This is a genomic window from Fulvivirga sp. M361, assembly GCF_007097395.1.
Classification (GTDB): Bacteria; Bacteroidota; Bacteroidia; order Cytophagales; family Cyclobacteriaceae; genus Fulvivirga.
Map to the genome: position 1 here is coordinate 91,572 of NZ_VKDC01000010.1, position 17,218 is coordinate 108,789.

The following is a 17,218-nucleotide window of genomic DNA, read 5'->3' on the forward strand; positions in this document are numbered from 1 at the left end:
ATTTTTACTTTTTAATTCTTATGAAACAGCAATACCGGATCACGGATCTTTCTCATTTGTTCAATGATCTTTTCCTCCATATGACGGACCACTGAATCCCATTCCGCCCGGTGATAGACATTTATCCTCTCATCCGGGTCTTCCGTAAGATGATAGAGTTCATGCCTGTCAGGGTTTAAAAAATCCATCACTAATTTCCATTGGGAGGTCCTGTATGCTCTCATATGAGTTCGTGATTGATGGTGTGTTGAGTACTCGGCATACAGGTCATTATCCCATCCGGTAACTTCCTGCCCCTTAAGTAAAGGTGTAAGGTTCCGGCCGTGCAATAACAGGCTGTCAGGAATATCTAATCCGACCATGGAAAGAAAAGTCGGATACCAATCCAGTATGGTGGCCGTTTGATGGATAACCGTATTGGGTTTTATGATTCCCGGCCATTTTACGAGAGTAGGTACCTTCAATGAATTATCGTACATATTAGGCCTTTGCCCCTCGGGTATGTTTTCACTAGCCAATGGATTTTCAGTCAGTATCCAGTGACCGTTGCCCTTGTGCCAGACCCCGTTATGGCCAATGTTATAGCCGTGATCAGAGGTGAAGATTACGATAGTGTTTTGCTCTAAACCAAGTTTATCAAGCTGATTTAACAAGCTTTTTACACTTCTGTCCACACTGGAAACGGCCCCATAGTATTCGCGGGTCCTGCGGGTAACTTCAACCGTATCCAGGTTCGGATAATCCACATGCGGGAGGTCAATCTTTAACGTTGCATAGCGGGAGAAATCCTCTTTTTTCAATGGCTGCCATGGCGCATGGGGAGCACGGTAATTTACTGACAGGAAAAAAGGCTTCGTTGGGTCTCTTTGAGATAGGTAATCCAATGCTCCCCGTGTTAATACATCCGTGGTAAGCCCTGAAAAGACACTATCTTTTCCATTGATTTGCAGCTTTGGGTTTTCAACTTTTACACCTCCTTCCAGGAAGCCCATAAAATAATCAAACCCCTGATTAGACGGATGAAAAGGAGGGTCTATGCCCAGGTGCCACTTGCCAATTAGTGCGGTCTCATACCCGGATTGTTGCAAGACCTCAGCCCATGTGGTGTATTCAGGCGCTAGACCAAGGTGAGGTTCTCGTCCTTTAAGCGTACCTTCCCAATAATGGTTTATCCATTCTGTGATGCCTACTTCCGAACCGTACCGGCTGGTCATCAGGCTCGCTCTGGCGGGGCTGCATACCGGTGTTGGCACAAAAAAATTGGTGAACCGGGCGCCGTCCATTGCCAGTTGATCCAACGTTGGTGTAACAAGTTGACCACTGCCGGAATGACCTGTTCCCCAATAAGCCTGATCATCCGTAAAAATGAATAAAATGTTGGGCGTCCTTGGTTCTTCTGCAGGAGGAGCACAACGACTTAATAGAACTAGTATTGTCAATACACCGATGCCTGACCAGGCATACTTACAAAGTACGCTTCCTTCTGAGTTCATTTTTTTACTCATTGGCGGTCCGAGTTAGAAGGAGGCACAATACTCTTTCCCCAATCGGAAGGCTTCGAACCCATAGTGAAGGTGATTTTACCTCCTTGAGCAATGTCCTTGTGTTGGAACCATGCTTTTTCCCACACCTCGCCATTAATGGTCATTGAAGTTACGTACATATTCTTTGCAGAAGCATTTTTCACTTCTATCTCCAGTTTTTTATCCGGGCCTATATCCATTACAGCATGAGTGATCAAAGGACTGGTGACCAGGTAAACATCCTGTCCGGCCACCGGGTAAAAGCCCATGGCATGAAAAATATACCAACTGGACATAGCGCCGGAATCATCATTGCCGGGAAGGCCATCACGCATGGTTGTAAAATTGTCTTTCATGATCGCATGGGTTCGTTGGGCTGTTTGTGGGTACTCGCCCACATAACTATACCAGGCGGGGGTCAGAAAGTCAGGCTCGTTCCCAACATCATAAAGCCCTTCGGCAAAAAAGGTATCCAAACGTTTCAAAAACAGATCTTTGCCCCCGGACCTATCCACCAGTGCCCTGACATCATGAGGAACATAAAAGGAATAATTCCACGAACGTCCCTCGTAGAACTTTACCGGCCAGTAGCCATATTCCATAAAATCATATTCCGGTATCCAGTCGCCATTGGCTAACCGAGGGTAAATAAACCCTTTCGTATCCCGGTCTTCGTAATCATCACGCCACAGGTTTTTCCAGTTAGATGATTTCGAATAGTATGTTTCGGCTATTTGCTTTTTACCCAGACCTTCCGCTAAGGTGGCGATGGCATAATCACAATTGGCATACTCCATAGTGCGTGAGCCCGATCGTTCAAAATCATAGGACACATAGCCGATACTATTGTAGTCCCTGAGCCCTCCCCGACCTGCCTGCTGCTCATTTCCACCAGGAGGTACTTCAGCATTTTTGAGCATGGCTTCCAGGGCCAGCTGGTAATCCAGCCCTTCCAGTTCTTTCAAAAAAGCCTCAGCAAAAAGAATGTCACAGTTGCTACCCCCCTGGGTCCGCCCATTGGAATTACCACTTCTCGCATCAGGCATATACCCTTCGTGCTTATAAATATCCAGTAACGACTCCAGCATAGCAATATGCCTATCCTGCATGATCAATAAAAGCAGTGGGTTGGTCGTTCGAAAGGTATCCCAAATGGCATAGTAGTCGTCATAATAAGCTTTATCTGATTTCCAGAGTGGATTTTCTCCTGTCCGGTCCACAGGCATCAACATAGAATGGTAAAGCCCGGTATAAAAAATTGTCTTTAAAGACTTTTTTCCTTCAATAATGATCCTGCTGAGTGCATCATTCCAGGTTACCTCTGCCTTAGTTTTGATCTTGTCAAAGTCCCAGTGGTTGATTTCCTTTTGCAGGTTGGCTTTGGCCTTATTAGTACTGACAAACGAAATACCCACCTTCACCATTACCTGCTTTTGTTTAAGGGCAGAAAATGAAAACCATGCCCCCGTTTTTTCTCCGGTGTCATACTCCAGCCTGTTACCAGCATGCTTTTCAGTTCCTTTCCAGGTTCCGACCGCAGAAGCCGGCTGGTTGAGTTGGGCATAGAAATATACCGTATAAGCTTCACCGTAATTCCAACCTCCTCGCACACGTACATATCCCTCTGCTTGGGTATTGGAAAGTACTTTGATCTCAGAGCCTACCAACTGCTGCGCCTCGCCAAAAGGTCCATGTCCATATTCAGAACCTGTGAATAGAAAGTGCCCTGCTTCTATCAGTATATGTCCTGAATTTCCTTCGAAAGTATAACGATGGAAACCTACACTATGTGTGGCTGTCAACTCCGCTTGTACTTTGGGTTTGTCCAATTGAACAGAGAAGTATCCGGGGGTGTTTTTTTCATTATTCCAGCCGGATGTATAATCTGTCAGATCAATGCTTCCCGATGCAGGCATAACCGAGATGTTCCCATATTTCGCTCCTCCACCTGTACCACTTACATGGGTGTGGCTAAGCCCTTCGATGGGACTGTCAGACCGGTAGCCTGAATTGGAATGCCCAACCATATCAGGTCCCAGCTTAACCATACCAAATGGAAGGCAAGCGCCAACAAACACATGCCCTCCACCTTCCGAGCCTATCAATGGGTCAGCATAATGCACAACGGACTGTGCCCTTGTATGACTCACGATACAGAGCAACGGAACCACAAAAGCACTGAATAGTCTTCTTGAGTAGGTGGGGAAAAACGATTTTTTCATTCGGTGTTTTGTTTAATGGGTCCTAGAGTGAAGGTATAATGAACCGGCCCTGGTGTTACATGATATTGCCCGAGCGCTTCAGGCCCGCAACTGCTATTACCTAGCCCAAGCTGCTTATGATCAACATATAGAACGGTCTTGTTTCCAGGCTTTAATTCATGAGGGTGAAGGGCATTTACCAGTTCTTTTGGCTCATAAGGGATTGCCGTAAAGGAAACCCTGTTTTTCGCTCTGATTTCCATTCCGGATGACTCCCCTTCCAGGTGCAGCCAGCGTACATCTTCTTTATTTCCTGTTTCCTGGGGCCTGAGATAAGGAATGAACTGATCTGTGACGGTACTTTCATATATACCTACATGAGCGCTGTATTTCCGGTCAGGATAGTTTTCATGTGGCCCCCGACCATACCAGGTAAGATCTTTCAGTTGATCCGAAACCGTCATTATCATACCTACTCTTGGCAGGATATCAAGTTCGGTATCAGGAGTGATATGATGTGTCATTTCGATCTCTCCATTGCCAAAAATCTCATATTCGCAGTGATGTAAAATACTGATCTGCCGGCTTTGATATAAAATCTTTGTTCCTACCTGTATCTTTCCTTTGTTACTTTTGAAATCAAAAGCCTGCAAAGATGGTTTGAGACTATCCAACCCCCGCAAGTTCCATTGGTCTACCTGGTCCCAGGTGGCATAGAAGTTACGATCATTATCTGTAGGGGCTCTGTAAACATTAAGCGAAGGGCCTTTGTGTTCTCCTTCTTTTATGACCTCTCCTTTGCCATATGTCAAGGCTTTGATCAACCCTGAACGGGTATCAAATTTTACCGAAATTTTTTCGTTGAAAATGGCCAGTTCCTGATCTGTTTCATGATAATCCAGGGTACTCATCTTATTAGAGCTTGTTGGCTTAAAAGAGCTTTCCTGTAAGGTGAATTGCTCCTTTGCCACTTCATATCCCTTTTCCGCCCAAAGTACATTTTCCCTGAGCTTACAAGAAAGGTCCAGGTGATAATCACGGTCTGGCAAAAGTTCAGGAAGAGGAAGTTTCAAGGTTTTCGTTTTGCCGGGAGCCAGATCAATAGCCGATAACGTTTCAGTTTTCACAGGCTTTCCGTTTTCCAATAAGGTCCAGGAGATCTCAAATGCATTAAGGTCTGTAAAATGATAATGATTTGTTATGGAGATAACCCCCACGGCAGGTGTTAACTGCCATTTTACATACTGATAGACTTTTTTTACTTCATAGGTTTTGGGGTAGGGACTTCTGTCGGGGAACACAATACCATTCAGACAGAAGTTCTTGTCGTTAGGTTGATCTCCGAAATCACCTCCATAAGCATAAAACTCCGTGCCGTCCGGTGCAGTTTTTCGCAGACCCTGGTCTACCCAGTCCCAGATAAATCCACCTTGTAGTGTGGGATACTTTTCTATGGTGTCCCAGTATTCTTTTAAGTTACCAACAGCATTACCCATGGCGTGAGCATATTCACACATAATGTAAGGACGCATGTCACCACTCTCAGCATAATTGACCAGGTCATTAATACTCGGGTACATTGGGTTAACAATGTCTGTGACGGGATTTCGTTCATTCCTTTTATCCAGGTACTGGACCAACCTGGTCGGATCTGCATTTCTGGCATATGAGGCCATTTGTGCGTAATTAGGTCCGTAACCCGCTTCATTGCCCAATGACCAGCTAAACACACTGGGGTGGTTCTTATCACGTTCTACCATATTTGCCATTCGCTCTACGCAGGCATTACGCCACTCCGGCAAATGATGGGCAAATGTAAAGAAATGACCGGCGGACTCCAGGTTAGCCTCATTGACCACATAAAGGCCGTATTGATCGCATAACTCGTAAAATTTGGGGTGATTAGGATAATGACTGGTGCGTACGGCATTGATATTGAACTTTTTCATCAGCAAGACGTCCTGCTTCATAGACTCATAAGAGACCGTACGGCCATGGTCCGGATCAAAATCATGACGATTTACTCCTTTGAACAGTACCGGAACACCATTGACAAGTACCTTTCCGCCTTTGCTTTCAATTTCACGAAAGCCAAACGAAACAGGGATAGCCTCCAGTACCTCTCCATGAGGGTCTTTCAGACTTAAAATAAGTCGATATAAATTCGGTTTTTCTGCTGACCACTTTTGGGGATTGACGACACCTGCTTCCAGATTGAATACCCCTTCAGGACCATCCGGTTTGTACCAGTCAAAGCGTCTGCTCTCAAGGCTACCTGACATAATAGGTGGATCGCCAGTGAAGTTCCCTGAGTGGTCCGATAAATAGGCTTCTACACTATACCCCTGGACGGTAGAACCTTCGTAATTTCTGACTTTGGCCGTAACCTTAAGTATGGCATCTTCATACTTTTGATCCAACGCTGTCTGAATAAAAAAATCACGAATATGGACCTCCGGTGTGGAAAACAAATAGACATCCCGAAAGATCCCACTGAGTCTCCAAAAATCCTGATCTTCCAGGTAACTCCCGTCTGACCATTGGAAAACCTCGACCGATAATTGGTTTGTTCCTTCCTTAAGATAGGAAGTAATGTTAAACTCAGCCGGGGTCATACTGTCTTCGCTATAGCCTACTTTATGCCCATTGACCCAAATGTAAAAGGCGCTTTGTACGCCCTCAAAATGGATAAAAACCTGGCGCTGTGCCCAATTTTCAGATACTTCAAAAGTGGTACGGTATGAGCCTACCGGATTGAAGTCTTCGGGAACCTGCGGGGGTTGCAATGTGTCTTTTTGCAGAAAACGGAAGGGAAATCCGTTGTTAAAATACATTGGAACACCATACCCTTCCAACTGCCAGTTAGAAGGCACGGGTATTTCGTCCCATTCATCCATTGAATAATCCACCTGATAGAAGTCCATTGGTCTTTCCGAAGGTTTTTCGGTGTAATGAAACTTCCATTGACCATTCAATACCTGATGATAGGGAGACTCCCGGGTTTTATTACTGTTCTGTGCCTCATTTATGTTAGCATAAACCGTTAAGGTAGCATGAGGAGGTTCTTTATTTACACTGGTAATTTGTGGGTTTTTCCATTCATTTCTAATCTCCGAGGTGGAAGGTTTTTTATGACAGGAGGCCAGCAGGATGGCACATAGCATAGAAATAATGATATGAGCCTGGGTGTCGGTTATTTTATCCATCCGGTGTGTGTTCATGGGATTTTAGTCATTTTGATCATAAGCACATCATGTCCCGGAATTGTGCTCTTTAACGATTCACGTGTGGTTCCTATCTTTTCATTTTTCCATAGGTCATGCATTTGGTAGGTATCGTCAAACGCATATTTTTTCCACCCTTTGTCCGGATCGAAAACCTTTTCCCACTGATTAAAATCGAAGTCCAGTATTTTGGGATTTTCATCACGATTGAGGAAGCATACGGCGTATTCTTCGCTTGTCAAAGGCTTAAACCATACTTCCAGATCACCGAAATCCAACCATTTAATGGCCTGTAGCCCCAAGGGGTCCTGGTTAACTGCTATTACTTCTTTATGCGTGAGTATGCTTTTTACCTCGTCACTCATATGTATAATATCATTGCCAGCAATGAGGGGTGCTGCCAACATACACCATAAACTGAAGTGAGCACGAGATTCTGCCAGAGACAAACCTGGGTTCCCTACTTCCAGCATATCAGGATCATTCCACCGGTCAGGGCCTGCGTATTTCCTGAGCTCTACCTGCTGATCCAGTATCTTCATAATACCCTGGCTGCTGGTATTTAAATCACAGTTAAAACAGTCCTTGATGTCATGCCCGGTACGCCACATATGCCCTACTTCAGGAGCCCAGAGCCACGGTTCGTTCTCACCCCACTCACAGATACTGAATAACACCGGCCGGCCGGCAGCATATAATGCATCACGCATAAGTGTGTAGGAGGCCTGGGCATCTTGCGTGCCGTGGTGGCACCAGTCGTACTTCAGGAAATCAACTCCCCAGGAAGCGTAGGTACGAGCATCCTGATACTCGTACCCCCGACTTCCGGGCAATCCCTTGCAGGTTTTGGTGCCTGCATCCGAATATAAGCCAAACTTCAACCCCTTTGCGTGGATGTAATCAGCAAGCGCTTTTATCCCCGAAGGAAACTTTTCAGGGTCGGGAATAATGTAACCCTCCTTATCACGCCCTACCTGCCAGCAATCATCAATGATGATATATTCATACCCCGCTTCTTTCATACCACTGCTGACCATAGCATCGGCAACCTCCCTGATCAGTTGTTCATTAAAATCACATTTAAAGTAATTCCAGCTGTTCCAGCCCATCGGAGGAGTTAATGCCAGGTTTTCAAATTTTTGAGCCCTGGCATCGAAAGAAAAGCTGAAGGACAACACCAGAACTATGAGTAATACTGGATTGATCATCTTGTATCCGGGGTTTAGCAGTTGCATATATATTGGCTTAAAAACGTTTATTCAGCTACCAGAACTTTTCTAGAAAAATATCCCTGATCATGAACCAGTCTTACATGGTAAACTCCTTTCTCCAGAAGCTGGTCTTGAGTAATCTGCTGCCAGGATAATGTGTGCCTGCCAGTAGTCACCCGGTTTAACTGATGATTGGCAACTAGCTTTCCTGTAACATCCATTACCAGCACCTGAACAGTAGAAGCCTCGTCCAATGAGTAGGAGAGTGTGGTTTGAAAATCTACCGGGTTGGGATAAATAATAAACCCGCTGGAATGACCCTCTTCTTCGATAACTTCTATGTCCAACCCCACGATTCTGGTACCTGATCCGGATGAACCGGGATCATTTCTAGGGTTGATCAGGAGCTCCGGTATATTGCCAAATCCTGCCTCTTTGGAGTAAAGGTCGAGGTTCGAGGTCCCATCAGACACCAGAGACAGCGATAATGTTTTATCTCCGTTTAACTCCTGGATGACGGCTGATGTAACATCAAAATTCATCCACTCCTCTACCGGAGCACCCAAAGAAGTACTGATCGTATCGCCGGTAATCGGGGCGGTATCCCATGTCAGTGTTTCTTCCTGCCAGGTGTCATCGGCTACAAATAAGGCACTGTAATTGTCTGTACCTTCCCGTTTTACTCTTACACGAAGTATGGCTGAATTCACTGTCCGCCAAACACTTGAAAGATCAAACTTCAGGAATGACCTTCGGGTAAAAGCGGCTCCGGTTTCTTTTACCTTAAGCACATCACTCAACCCGTAATTAGTAGTGGAGCTATTACCACCACGGACGTAGGTATCGTCCAGTGGGTCCAATGATATACCTCCAAAGGAAGTCGATAAATTGAGTGTTTCTGAAGTTTCTTTCCCTTCCGAATCCGTGGCGACAGCTGTAAGAGTGAAAGGTCCCCCGCTCATGCTATTGGTCCGTAAAAAATAAGGGGGCCGTGTATCTGTTTTTACCAGCGAGTCGCCAATGAAAAACTCTACTTTGGAAATACTGGCACTGTCATTTGAAGTGGCTTTTACTAAAGCGAGGGCTGGCCAGTTTACAGGAAATTCAAATTCATCTTTGGGGAAAATAAACTTTAATTCAGGAGACACCACTCCCGCCGAACTTACCACAAGCCTGGGTTCATTTCCAGGAGGCGCTTCCTTAGAGAAGTATTCTACCAGCGCTGTCGACGATGTCCATATCACCAGGGAAAGCGCTCCATCTCCTGACTGCTGCTCAGTAATCACCTGAGAAGTTACATCAAAATCAGTCCATTGACCTTCCGGAGCAACGCTGCTGCTGGTAATTTCCGTAGTGAACGGTGGCTGATTGTTCCAGGTGATCCCATTCTCAGTCCAGCCATCATCAGCGACATAATACACACTATGATTGGCATTTCCTGTACGGGCCACCCTAAGCCGTAAAGTAGCCTGATTTACAGTGCCGAGACTATCGAGGTTAAACTTCAGGAAAATCCTGCGTTTCAGATTGTCATTGGCTGCTGTCTTAACGAGGAGCCCCGGAGCAGCGCCGAAGTTATCATCATCCGTTTGACCTCCTTTAACATAGGTGTCAGCTGTTGCGATGAGGTTTACGCCATTGTTTGGATGTTGGACGGTCACCTCCTTTTGTGTTATTCTAACCCCACCTTTGGAATCTTTCGCAATGGCCAGCAGCGTGGTAGTACCAGCAGGAGCATTCGGCCATTCAATAGAGTAAGGGGGTACCGAAACTTTTCCTAGCCGGATAGGTCCGGCATAGAGCACTACTTCGGAAATACCATCCGCATCTGCAGCTACGGCGGTAACGGTTATCGTATCTCCTTCTACAAAACTACCGGCCGCATCAGGAGCTGTAATACTCACCGTTGGCATTTCATTGAATGAATTATCCACTTTGGCAATGAACATATAGGTCTGACCTGTATCCAGCTGATCGATCACCACGGAAGAAAGCCCATCGACATTAATCGTTCTGAACGGTGCAGGCGTACCGGTAGAGCCGTCTACAGCATTCCAGGAATCGTACTGATAGACTTCCAGTGTTTTAGCAAAACCAGGAACATTGTTTATGGAAAAAGAATTACCGAACAGTGTACTCCATTCTGCGCGGTTATGCCAGACCCACATTTTCTTGTCTATCCCTTCCAGGATATCCACTCCTGTGTTTTCATCGCCTGACACCAGGCTAAAACCTTTGGTAATATTGGCCAGCATCTGGTGTGCGGTCCCTTTAGGATTTCCGATAAACGGGAACGCGGAAATGGCCATGCCCAGGTTAACGTTAGCATTTACCGGAAGGTAGGTACGAAACGTCAGGGCGAAATCAGAAACAAAATCACCATTGTTCCCTTTCACCGTGAGCAGGTCCCAGGTAGCGGTGACAAAATCCTTAGCGTTTTCCTCATCACTCCCCGTACCACGGGCATTATATTCGGTACTCCAAACCTTAAAATCAGCGGTAATATTGTGCCAGCTTTTTAAACTGTCAATTAACGCCTGGTGGGAACGTTGTTTGAACTGTAGGTTATAGGGGTTTCGTCGGTCATAATACCTGTGAATATCTAATGCATTGAGTGTGCCATCATTAAAAAGCGGTGCCAGACCGTCCATGTAGATATTATTCTGAGTGAATAGAGGTACTTCCTGGAACCCTCCGGGTGCGACGTCAAGGTCAGTATCAATGCTATGGACTCCCTGAGCAAACCCCCGTGTAGCGCCAAGGTAATCGGTAACAGGAAAAGCAGGGTTTTGAAAACCATCGATCAGAGGTTCATTAATCGCTGAGTATTGTGTGATCCCCCAGTCTGTGATTCCATTGGAAAGAAGCCAGGGGCTATTAGGCCTGAAACGTGCAGCGAAAGCTGCGCCAATATCAAACCATTTACTCTCTGGTCCCAATGCTCCATTCTCAGGATTATGTTCTATGAGCAGCATTGGAACAAGGCCCTCATCGTAAAGTAATAACATTAATGAATCTATGGACTCCGGGGTTACCGTACTCCCCTGAAGATACAGTTCCGGAATAATACCGATCCGGGTGTATTGGATGCCAACAGCCTGTAACGCTTCAGCAGCGTTAAATGCATTGACATTTGCCAGACCATCATTGAAATCACAGCTTCCCATCAAAGAAGAAAAATCCGGGCCGTTACTCACGGATGGCTGTCCGGTCACTTCCAGAACAGGAGCTTTACCGGCCTTTTCTTTCGAATAGAAATTCAGATTGGAAGTACCATTAGAAACCAGCGATATGGAAATCGTTTTATCTCCGGAGAATTCCTGCGTAACTGCTGAGGTAAGGTCAAGTGACACGATAGTACCTACAGCACCACCAGAACTGGTGGCTATTACACTACCGGTTGTTGGTTCTGTATCCCAGGTCAGTGTCGTTTCGGACCAACTATCGTCCGACACTAATAAAGCGGAATAGGTGTCCGTACCTTCTCTCGCCACTTCTAACTTCAATAGGGCTGAAGTTACTGTTCCTGACAAGGCAGAAAGGTCAAATTTTAGAAATGACCTACGGGTAAAACCTGCTCCCGCAGCATCTTTTACAAACAGTATGGTATCCATTCCAAAGTTATTGGCGGAGTTCCCTCCGCCCCTTATAAAGGTATCGTCAGTGGGCAGCAATGAAGTTTGACTGAAGGAAGGTGAAATTATGAGCACAAGAAAGAGTAGCAACCAGTGGCTTTTACTACTTCCTTTTTCAAGATACTTATTAATTGTTTTCATGATAAATAGTTTTTTATTCAGATGTCCGTCTCAAGATTATGGCGCAATGGACGCTGGTCCAGGTATGATGGGACCCACTGATTTAACCTTAACCCTAAAGGTCTATATGCAGGATTTTTAAATCAATCGTTAAAAGACAGAGATCAAGTAAGCTTTTACAAAGACCACCTGAATATCCCTATGTAGAATATCCAGGTGGATATGACATAACTAATAGCCGTCATTTTGACGCATTTCCCTGGTCAGGTTTGCATCGATCACGGACTGAGGGATCGGGAACAAGCGGTCTCTCTCTGTGATCACCGCCCCGGTGACCGGGTTATGAGCTCTTACCCTTTCCAGCAGTTTATTGTTTCTCACCAGGCTATACCGCCTCTGCTCTTCGCAAAGCAACTCCCTTGATCGCTCATCCAAAATGAAGTCAATAGTGAGATCCCCCGGGCCAATTTCAGTGGCATTGGACCGGCGTCTGACCACATTAATGGACTCTGCCGCTGCTGTGGTCTTATTTTGGGCAAGCTGAGCTTCAGCCAAAAGCAGATAGGTTTCTGCCAGCCTGAGATAAGGTTGATCACCAAATTGTTCATTACCTCCCAGGTTATTCGGGTCCGCCCACTCCCATTTTCTGCAATGAGGGTAAAACCTTCTATTTGTGTTATTAATATCAACCTCCGGAGTAATAACGGTTAATACAGTATCACCAAATGACGCTCCGTCCTGTGGTACGTCTCCATTGGTTTCGGTGTAAATGTACCCCCTCGTTATGGCATGCCATCCTCCGCGGTCATCTCCGGGCTCGTACGCATTGAGCGCCCAGTTGGTAGGAGCCATTCTCCCGATCCCACGGCCTCCACGATCCACTGACAATTCTATCCCGGGTATAAGCCGATAAAAGCCGATAAAGTAACGACGCATGATATTTCTGCCCTGGTCCGGATTATCTACGGCGTTCTCTTGTAAAACAGCCCATAATATTTCCGTATTGCCCTGACTTCTTAACACGTTGCCATCATAAAACTGATCCATAAACGGTACCCCAGGCTGGTTTTCATTAACACCATATCGCTCTGTGATCAATGCATAGGGACCGTCAATAACCGCCTGGGCTTTGGTCTCTGCATCGCCGGGCCTTCCCATTAAAAGGTATAGCTCCGCCAGATAGTGTTGAGCAACAGCTTTAGAGACTTTCCCTGGATTAGCAGGTTCGACAGGCAGATGTTCTTCAGCAAATAACAGATCTCCTTCTATCACTTCGTAAATATCAGCTACAGATACCCGTTCCCAGTCCGTTCTAATGGTTGAACCGTTGGATTCTTCAAGAGTCAGTGGGACGTCCCCCCAGAGATAGGTAAGGTGCCTGTAGGCCCAGGCCCGTATTGTTCTGGCTTCTGCTAATACCTCATTTTTATCTTCTTCCGTCCAGTTAACAGACGGGTCTTCAGCGCGGGTAACAATAGTATTTGCCGCATTGATCGTTCTGTAGAACCAGTTAAATATGCGACGAGTATAACCATTCTCAGAATTGTTTCGCTCACCTAAGTCACGGGTCATTCTTATGCCATTGTTGCCTGGGTTAAGTCCAAATACGTTATCCGTACCATTGACCATCAAGCCAAAACGCAGGTCTCCTGCATTGGTCTCATCGGCTCCGGAGCTTCCCATTCGTTCCTTACGTACTTCATGATAAAGGCCATTCAAAGCAGCCTCAAAACCTGCACGATCTGTAAAGAGGTTTTCAGCTACCAGTACATTGGGCGGTTCTTCTTCAAGAAAATCTTCTGTACAAGACAGCAACAAAAGCATCAGGATAATGGGCGATCCTTTCACTATTTTATTTAGATATATTTTAGCTAATAATAATTTCATAGCGCTTCTTATTTAAGAGTTGCATTTATCCCAAAAATGAATGTTCGGTTCAGGGGAATAGAAAACTGCCGGTCAAACCCACTGGTAGTTGTTCCTCTCCACTCCGGGTCAGTCCCGGTCCAGTCTGTTATGGTAAACAGATTTCTGACCGTACTGTAGACACGCACATTTTTCAAGCCCAGGTTTTCCAACCAGCTCTCAGGGAAATTATAAGAGAGCGTCACATCACGCATACGTATAAAGCTTGCATCCTCTACAAATGCTATATTCCTTGTATTACTGTCTTCATTATTCCTCGGATAGGAATTGATAGGGTTTTCCGGTGTCCACCAGTCTCTTTTTACACCACTGGTCCTTACTCCATCAAGAAAAACTTCTGTTCCCAGTAAAGAATTGGGACGTTCTACTCCTTGCTCGGTGTAGAGGAAAAAATTCAGACTAAAGTTTTTATAGCTGATTGTGCTACCAAGACCTGCTATAAAGTCAGGTTGCAGGTTACCAAAGATCTCCCGATCATCATCCGCTGTGATCAACGTATCTCCATTGACATCTTTAATCCTGACATCTCCGGGAACAGCACCATACAATGCAGCGCTGGTTGAATCGCGTTCCTGCCAGATACCATCAAACCCAAGGCCATAATTGACATTGATCGGTTGTCCTATAAACCACCTGTTGGCTATGTCGTCTTGTCCATCACCATATAAGTCTACTATTTCATTGCGATTGAAAGAAAAGTTCAAATCTGCTGACCATTGGAAATCGTCGTGATCAATTATAGTTCCTGACAGTAAGATCTCAAGGCCCTTATTTTTTGTTTCCCCAATGTTTTGCAGAATGTTAGTGATGCCCTGAACAGATGATATAGTCCTTCTCAGTAAGAGGTCTTCTGTGTCGGAAATGTAGTAGTCTATGCTACCTTGTAAACGTCCTCCAAAAAAGCCGTAGTCAACACCAATATTAGAAGAGGTAGTTGTCTCCCAGCCAAGGCCATCATCGCCTAACGATGACGGGATAAAGCCCGCCGCCAGGCTACCGCCATCATCTCCTCCCAGGTAACTTTGAGGGCTGAGTCGTGCCAGAGTTTGAAACGGTCTAATAGCCTGGTTTCCAATCTTCCCGTGGGAAAGACGTAGTTTCAAACTACTTACCTGCGAAGAGTTGCTTAAAAAACTCTCCTCTGCTATGTTCCAACCTAAAGCTACGGATGGAAAAAAGGCATACTTTTCACTCGCACCAAAACCGGAAAATCCATCTCTCCTTGCTGTGACGGTTATCAAATACTTACTATCGTAGCCATAATTAATACGCCCCATTTGTGAAACCAGGGTACTTTTCCGATAAAGGTTAGAAGGAGTGATCAGCGAGGCCAGTTCAGCCTGATAAAATGTCAACCGATCATTGGGAAACCCTTCCGCGTCTAGTTGGAATCGTTGTTCATCTGTGCTCTGGCTGCTATAAAGGCCGGTAAAGTCCAGGTTGTGTTTTCCAAATGACTTTTTATAGGTAATTATATTTTCAACCAGGTAATTTCTATTGCGGTCCTGCCGGTTGGTTGAAGTTCCTACTCCTCCGCTTGCTTCGAAGCCCACTTTGGTATTTGAACCTCTGTACGTGTTTCTATCACGGTTGCTATACTCAAAACCTGTATTGAGCTTATAAGACAGCCCCGGAATAAAGGGGAATGACAGGTCCAGGTAAATATTGGAAAATACAGTGTATTCCTCATCTTCATTGGTAAAGACTGAATTGGCGAGCGGATTACTGAAAAATTCATCTTCCGGCCATGGATACACTGTGAGCGAGCCATCCTCTTCAAAAGGAGTGGTCAATGGGTTCATAAAAAATGCCTCATTAAAATTTACAGCAACTCCTCCGCGGTCAATATAGCCCAGCCGGCTATTGGTGCCAAGGGCCAGCCAGTCTGTAATACTTTGTTCGAGATTCAGACGCAGGTTGTAACGTTTAAACTCGTCTCCCTTAGCTATTCCTTCTACATCCAGGTATGTTCCGGATACGTAGAACTTTGTTTTCTCTGTCCCTGACGATATAGAAACAGAATGCTCCTGCTGTATAGATGTTCTCGTGGAAAGGTCAATCCAATCCGTGAACCTGCCTGCCTCGAAATTTTCAATTTCGCTCTCTGTCAATACTGATGCAGGATTATCTTCCGCGTCCAACCTGTCCAGTTTGAAGTCATAAAACTCCTGCCCGGTCAACACATCGGGTACATTTGTGGCACTTTGTACACCCACATAGCCTGAATAGGTAATGGTAGGCCCGCTGCCATACGCCCCCTTCTTAGTGGTGATCAGAATAACTCCATTCGCTCCCCGGGTCCCATAAATAGCCGATGAGGAAACATCTTTCAATACTTCTATGGATTCAATATCATTTTGGTTGATCTGGGAAATATTTCCACTAAAAGGCACTCCGTCAAGAACGATCAGCGGTTCATTATTCGCGGCTATAGAATTCTGTCCCCGTATTCGAATATTTACATCTCCCTGTTCTGCGCCTGCCGAATTATTTGAAATGTAAACCCCGGATACTGATCCCTGCAATGCCTGCGTGAAGTTGGTATTGGGCACATTTTCCAGCCTGTAATCTTCCACAGAAGCTACTGACCCGGTAACATCACTCTTACGTTGTGTACCATAACCCACTACGATCACTTCATTCAAGGAAGTAATGTCCAGGGTCAATTGATGGTCAATAACACTTTTGCCAGCAATCGGCACTTCCTCTGTGAGGTATCCCACATATGAAAATATTAATGTGGTGGCATCATCCGGTACTTCAAGCGTGTAGCTGCCATTCAGGTCAGAAACAGTACCGATAGAGGTGCCTTTCACGATTACACTGGCTCCGGGTAGTCCTTCACCGTTCTCATCAACAATAGTTCCGTTAATGGTTTGTGTCACTATCATTTCCGGCTCCGTATCTTTTTGGATTGACTTTACCTTACGTATATCAATATTATTATTGACCTGTCTAAACCGCAGAGGCGTATTTTTGGAAACGATCTGTAAAACTTCCGCTACGGACATGGTTTGATTTGGGATCTCCATTCGTACATTCCTTTCCATGTCTTTAACATCGTAGAGAAATACAAAATCCGTCTTGCTTTCTATGGAATTTAAGACGGTGAGAACATCCGGTTTCTCGAGGTTTAACGAGATATATACCTCTCTGGCACTCTTATATTTTTGTGCTTTACCATCCTTTGCAATCAATAAATTGATGCATAATGTGACGATAGTAAAGCCGTATAAAGTGTACTTCGAAACCATATAGAATGATTCAAGTAGTTTTCTTTTCATACTTTTGATGGTGTGTTTGGTGATTATTCATTAAACCGGCCACCAGGCTATCCCATTCCCCAATGAAGACTGGCCTGTGGCACACGTTAAGAAC

Annotated in this window: 7 protein-coding genes and 2 pseudogenes; all 9 read right to left on the minus strand. The window is 45.3% G+C overall.

What is annotated here, in order from left to right:
* Positions 1 to 11: 11 nt before the first annotated feature.
* The 9 genes and pseudogenes from FNH22_RS13775 to FNH22_RS13805 all read right to left on the minus strand — a co-directional run bounded on the left by FNH22_RS13775 (position 12) and on the right by FNH22_RS13805 (position 17,124).
* Positions 12 to 1,505, minus strand: a complete 1,494-nt coding sequence (locus FNH22_RS13775) for a sulfatase (protein ID WP_143398983.1) — start codon at positions 1,503 to 1,505, stop codon at positions 12 to 14.
* The gene (locus FNH22_RS13780) at positions 1,502 to 3,745 is read right to left on the minus strand and encodes a GH92 family glycosyl hydrolase (RefSeq protein WP_143398984.1); all 2,244 of its coding nucleotides are present in this window, start codon (positions 3,743 to 3,745) and stop codon (positions 1,502 to 1,504) included. Before FNH22_RS13780 ends, FNH22_RS13775 begins: the two co-directional genes overlap by 4 nt.
* Positions 3,742 to 6,930, minus strand: coding sequence for a glycoside hydrolase family 2 TIM barrel-domain containing protein (locus FNH22_RS13785; RefSeq protein WP_221420271.1), 3,189 nt, complete (start codon positions 6,928 to 6,930; stop codon positions 3,742 to 3,744). Before FNH22_RS13785 ends, FNH22_RS13780 begins: the two co-directional genes overlap by 4 nt.
* An 11-nt stretch (positions 6,931 to 6,941) precedes the next feature.
* The gene (locus FNH22_RS13790; RefSeq protein ID WP_143399041.1) at positions 6,942 to 8,156 is read right to left on the minus strand and encodes a glycoside hydrolase family 27 protein; all 1,215 of its coding nucleotides are present in this window, start codon (positions 8,154 to 8,156) and stop codon (positions 6,942 to 6,944) included.
* A gap of 47 nt (positions 8,157 to 8,203) precedes the next feature.
* Positions 8,204 to 9,328, minus strand: a complete 1,125-nt coding sequence (locus tag FNH22_RS32910) for a DNRLRE domain-containing protein (RefSeq protein WP_370513184.1) — start codon at positions 9,326 to 9,328, stop codon at positions 8,204 to 8,206.
* 6 nt (positions 9,329 to 9,334) lie between these two features.
* Positions 9,335 to 9,820 (minus strand): annotated as a pseudogene (locus tag FNH22_RS32915) (DNRLRE domain-containing protein); the annotation flags it as partial.
* A 63-nt stretch (positions 9,821 to 9,883) separates the two neighbouring features.
* Positions 9,884 to 11,935 (minus strand): annotated as a pseudogene (locus tag FNH22_RS32920) (DNRLRE domain-containing protein); the annotation flags it as partial.
* Positions 11,936 to 12,145: 210 nt separating this feature from the next.
* Positions 12,146 to 13,801 carry a RagB/SusD family nutrient uptake outer membrane protein gene (locus FNH22_RS13800; protein ID WP_143398986.1) on the minus strand — a complete coding sequence of 552 codons (1,656 nt, stop codon included), beginning with the start codon at positions 13,799 to 13,801 and terminating at the stop codon, positions 12,146 to 12,148.
* A gap of 8 nt (positions 13,802 to 13,809) precedes the next feature.
* A complete protein-coding gene (locus FNH22_RS13805; RefSeq protein WP_143398987.1) occupies positions 13,810 to 17,124 on the minus strand; it encodes a TonB-dependent receptor in 3,315 nt (1,104 codons plus the stop codon).
* Positions 17,125 to 17,218 lie beyond the last annotated feature (94 nt).

What these genes read in the sequence shown, in the direction of transcription:
- FNH22_RS13775 (WP_143398983.1), bottom strand. Translation starts at nt 1,505, where the DNA reads ATGAGTAAAAAAATGAACTCAGAAGGAAGCGTACTTTGTAAGTATGCC.
- FNH22_RS13780 (WP_143398984.1), bottom strand. Translation starts at nt 3,745, where the DNA reads ATGAAAAAATCGTTTTTCCCCACCTACTCAAGAAGACTATTCAGTGCT.
- FNH22_RS13785 (WP_221420271.1), bottom strand. Translation starts at nt 6,930, where the DNA reads ATGGATAAAATAACCGACACCCAGGCTCATATCATTATTTCTATGCTA.
- FNH22_RS13790 (WP_143399041.1), bottom strand. Translation starts at nt 8,156, where the DNA reads ATGATCAATCCAGTATTACTCATAGTTCTGGTGTTGTCCTTCAGCTTT.
- FNH22_RS13800 (WP_143398986.1), bottom strand. Translation starts at nt 13,801, where the DNA reads ATGAAATTATTATTAGCTAAAATATATCTAAATAAAATAGTGAAAGGA.
- FNH22_RS13805 (WP_143398987.1), bottom strand. Translation starts at nt 17,124, where the DNA reads ATGAAAAGAAAACTACTTGAATCATTCTATATGGTTTCGAAGTACACT.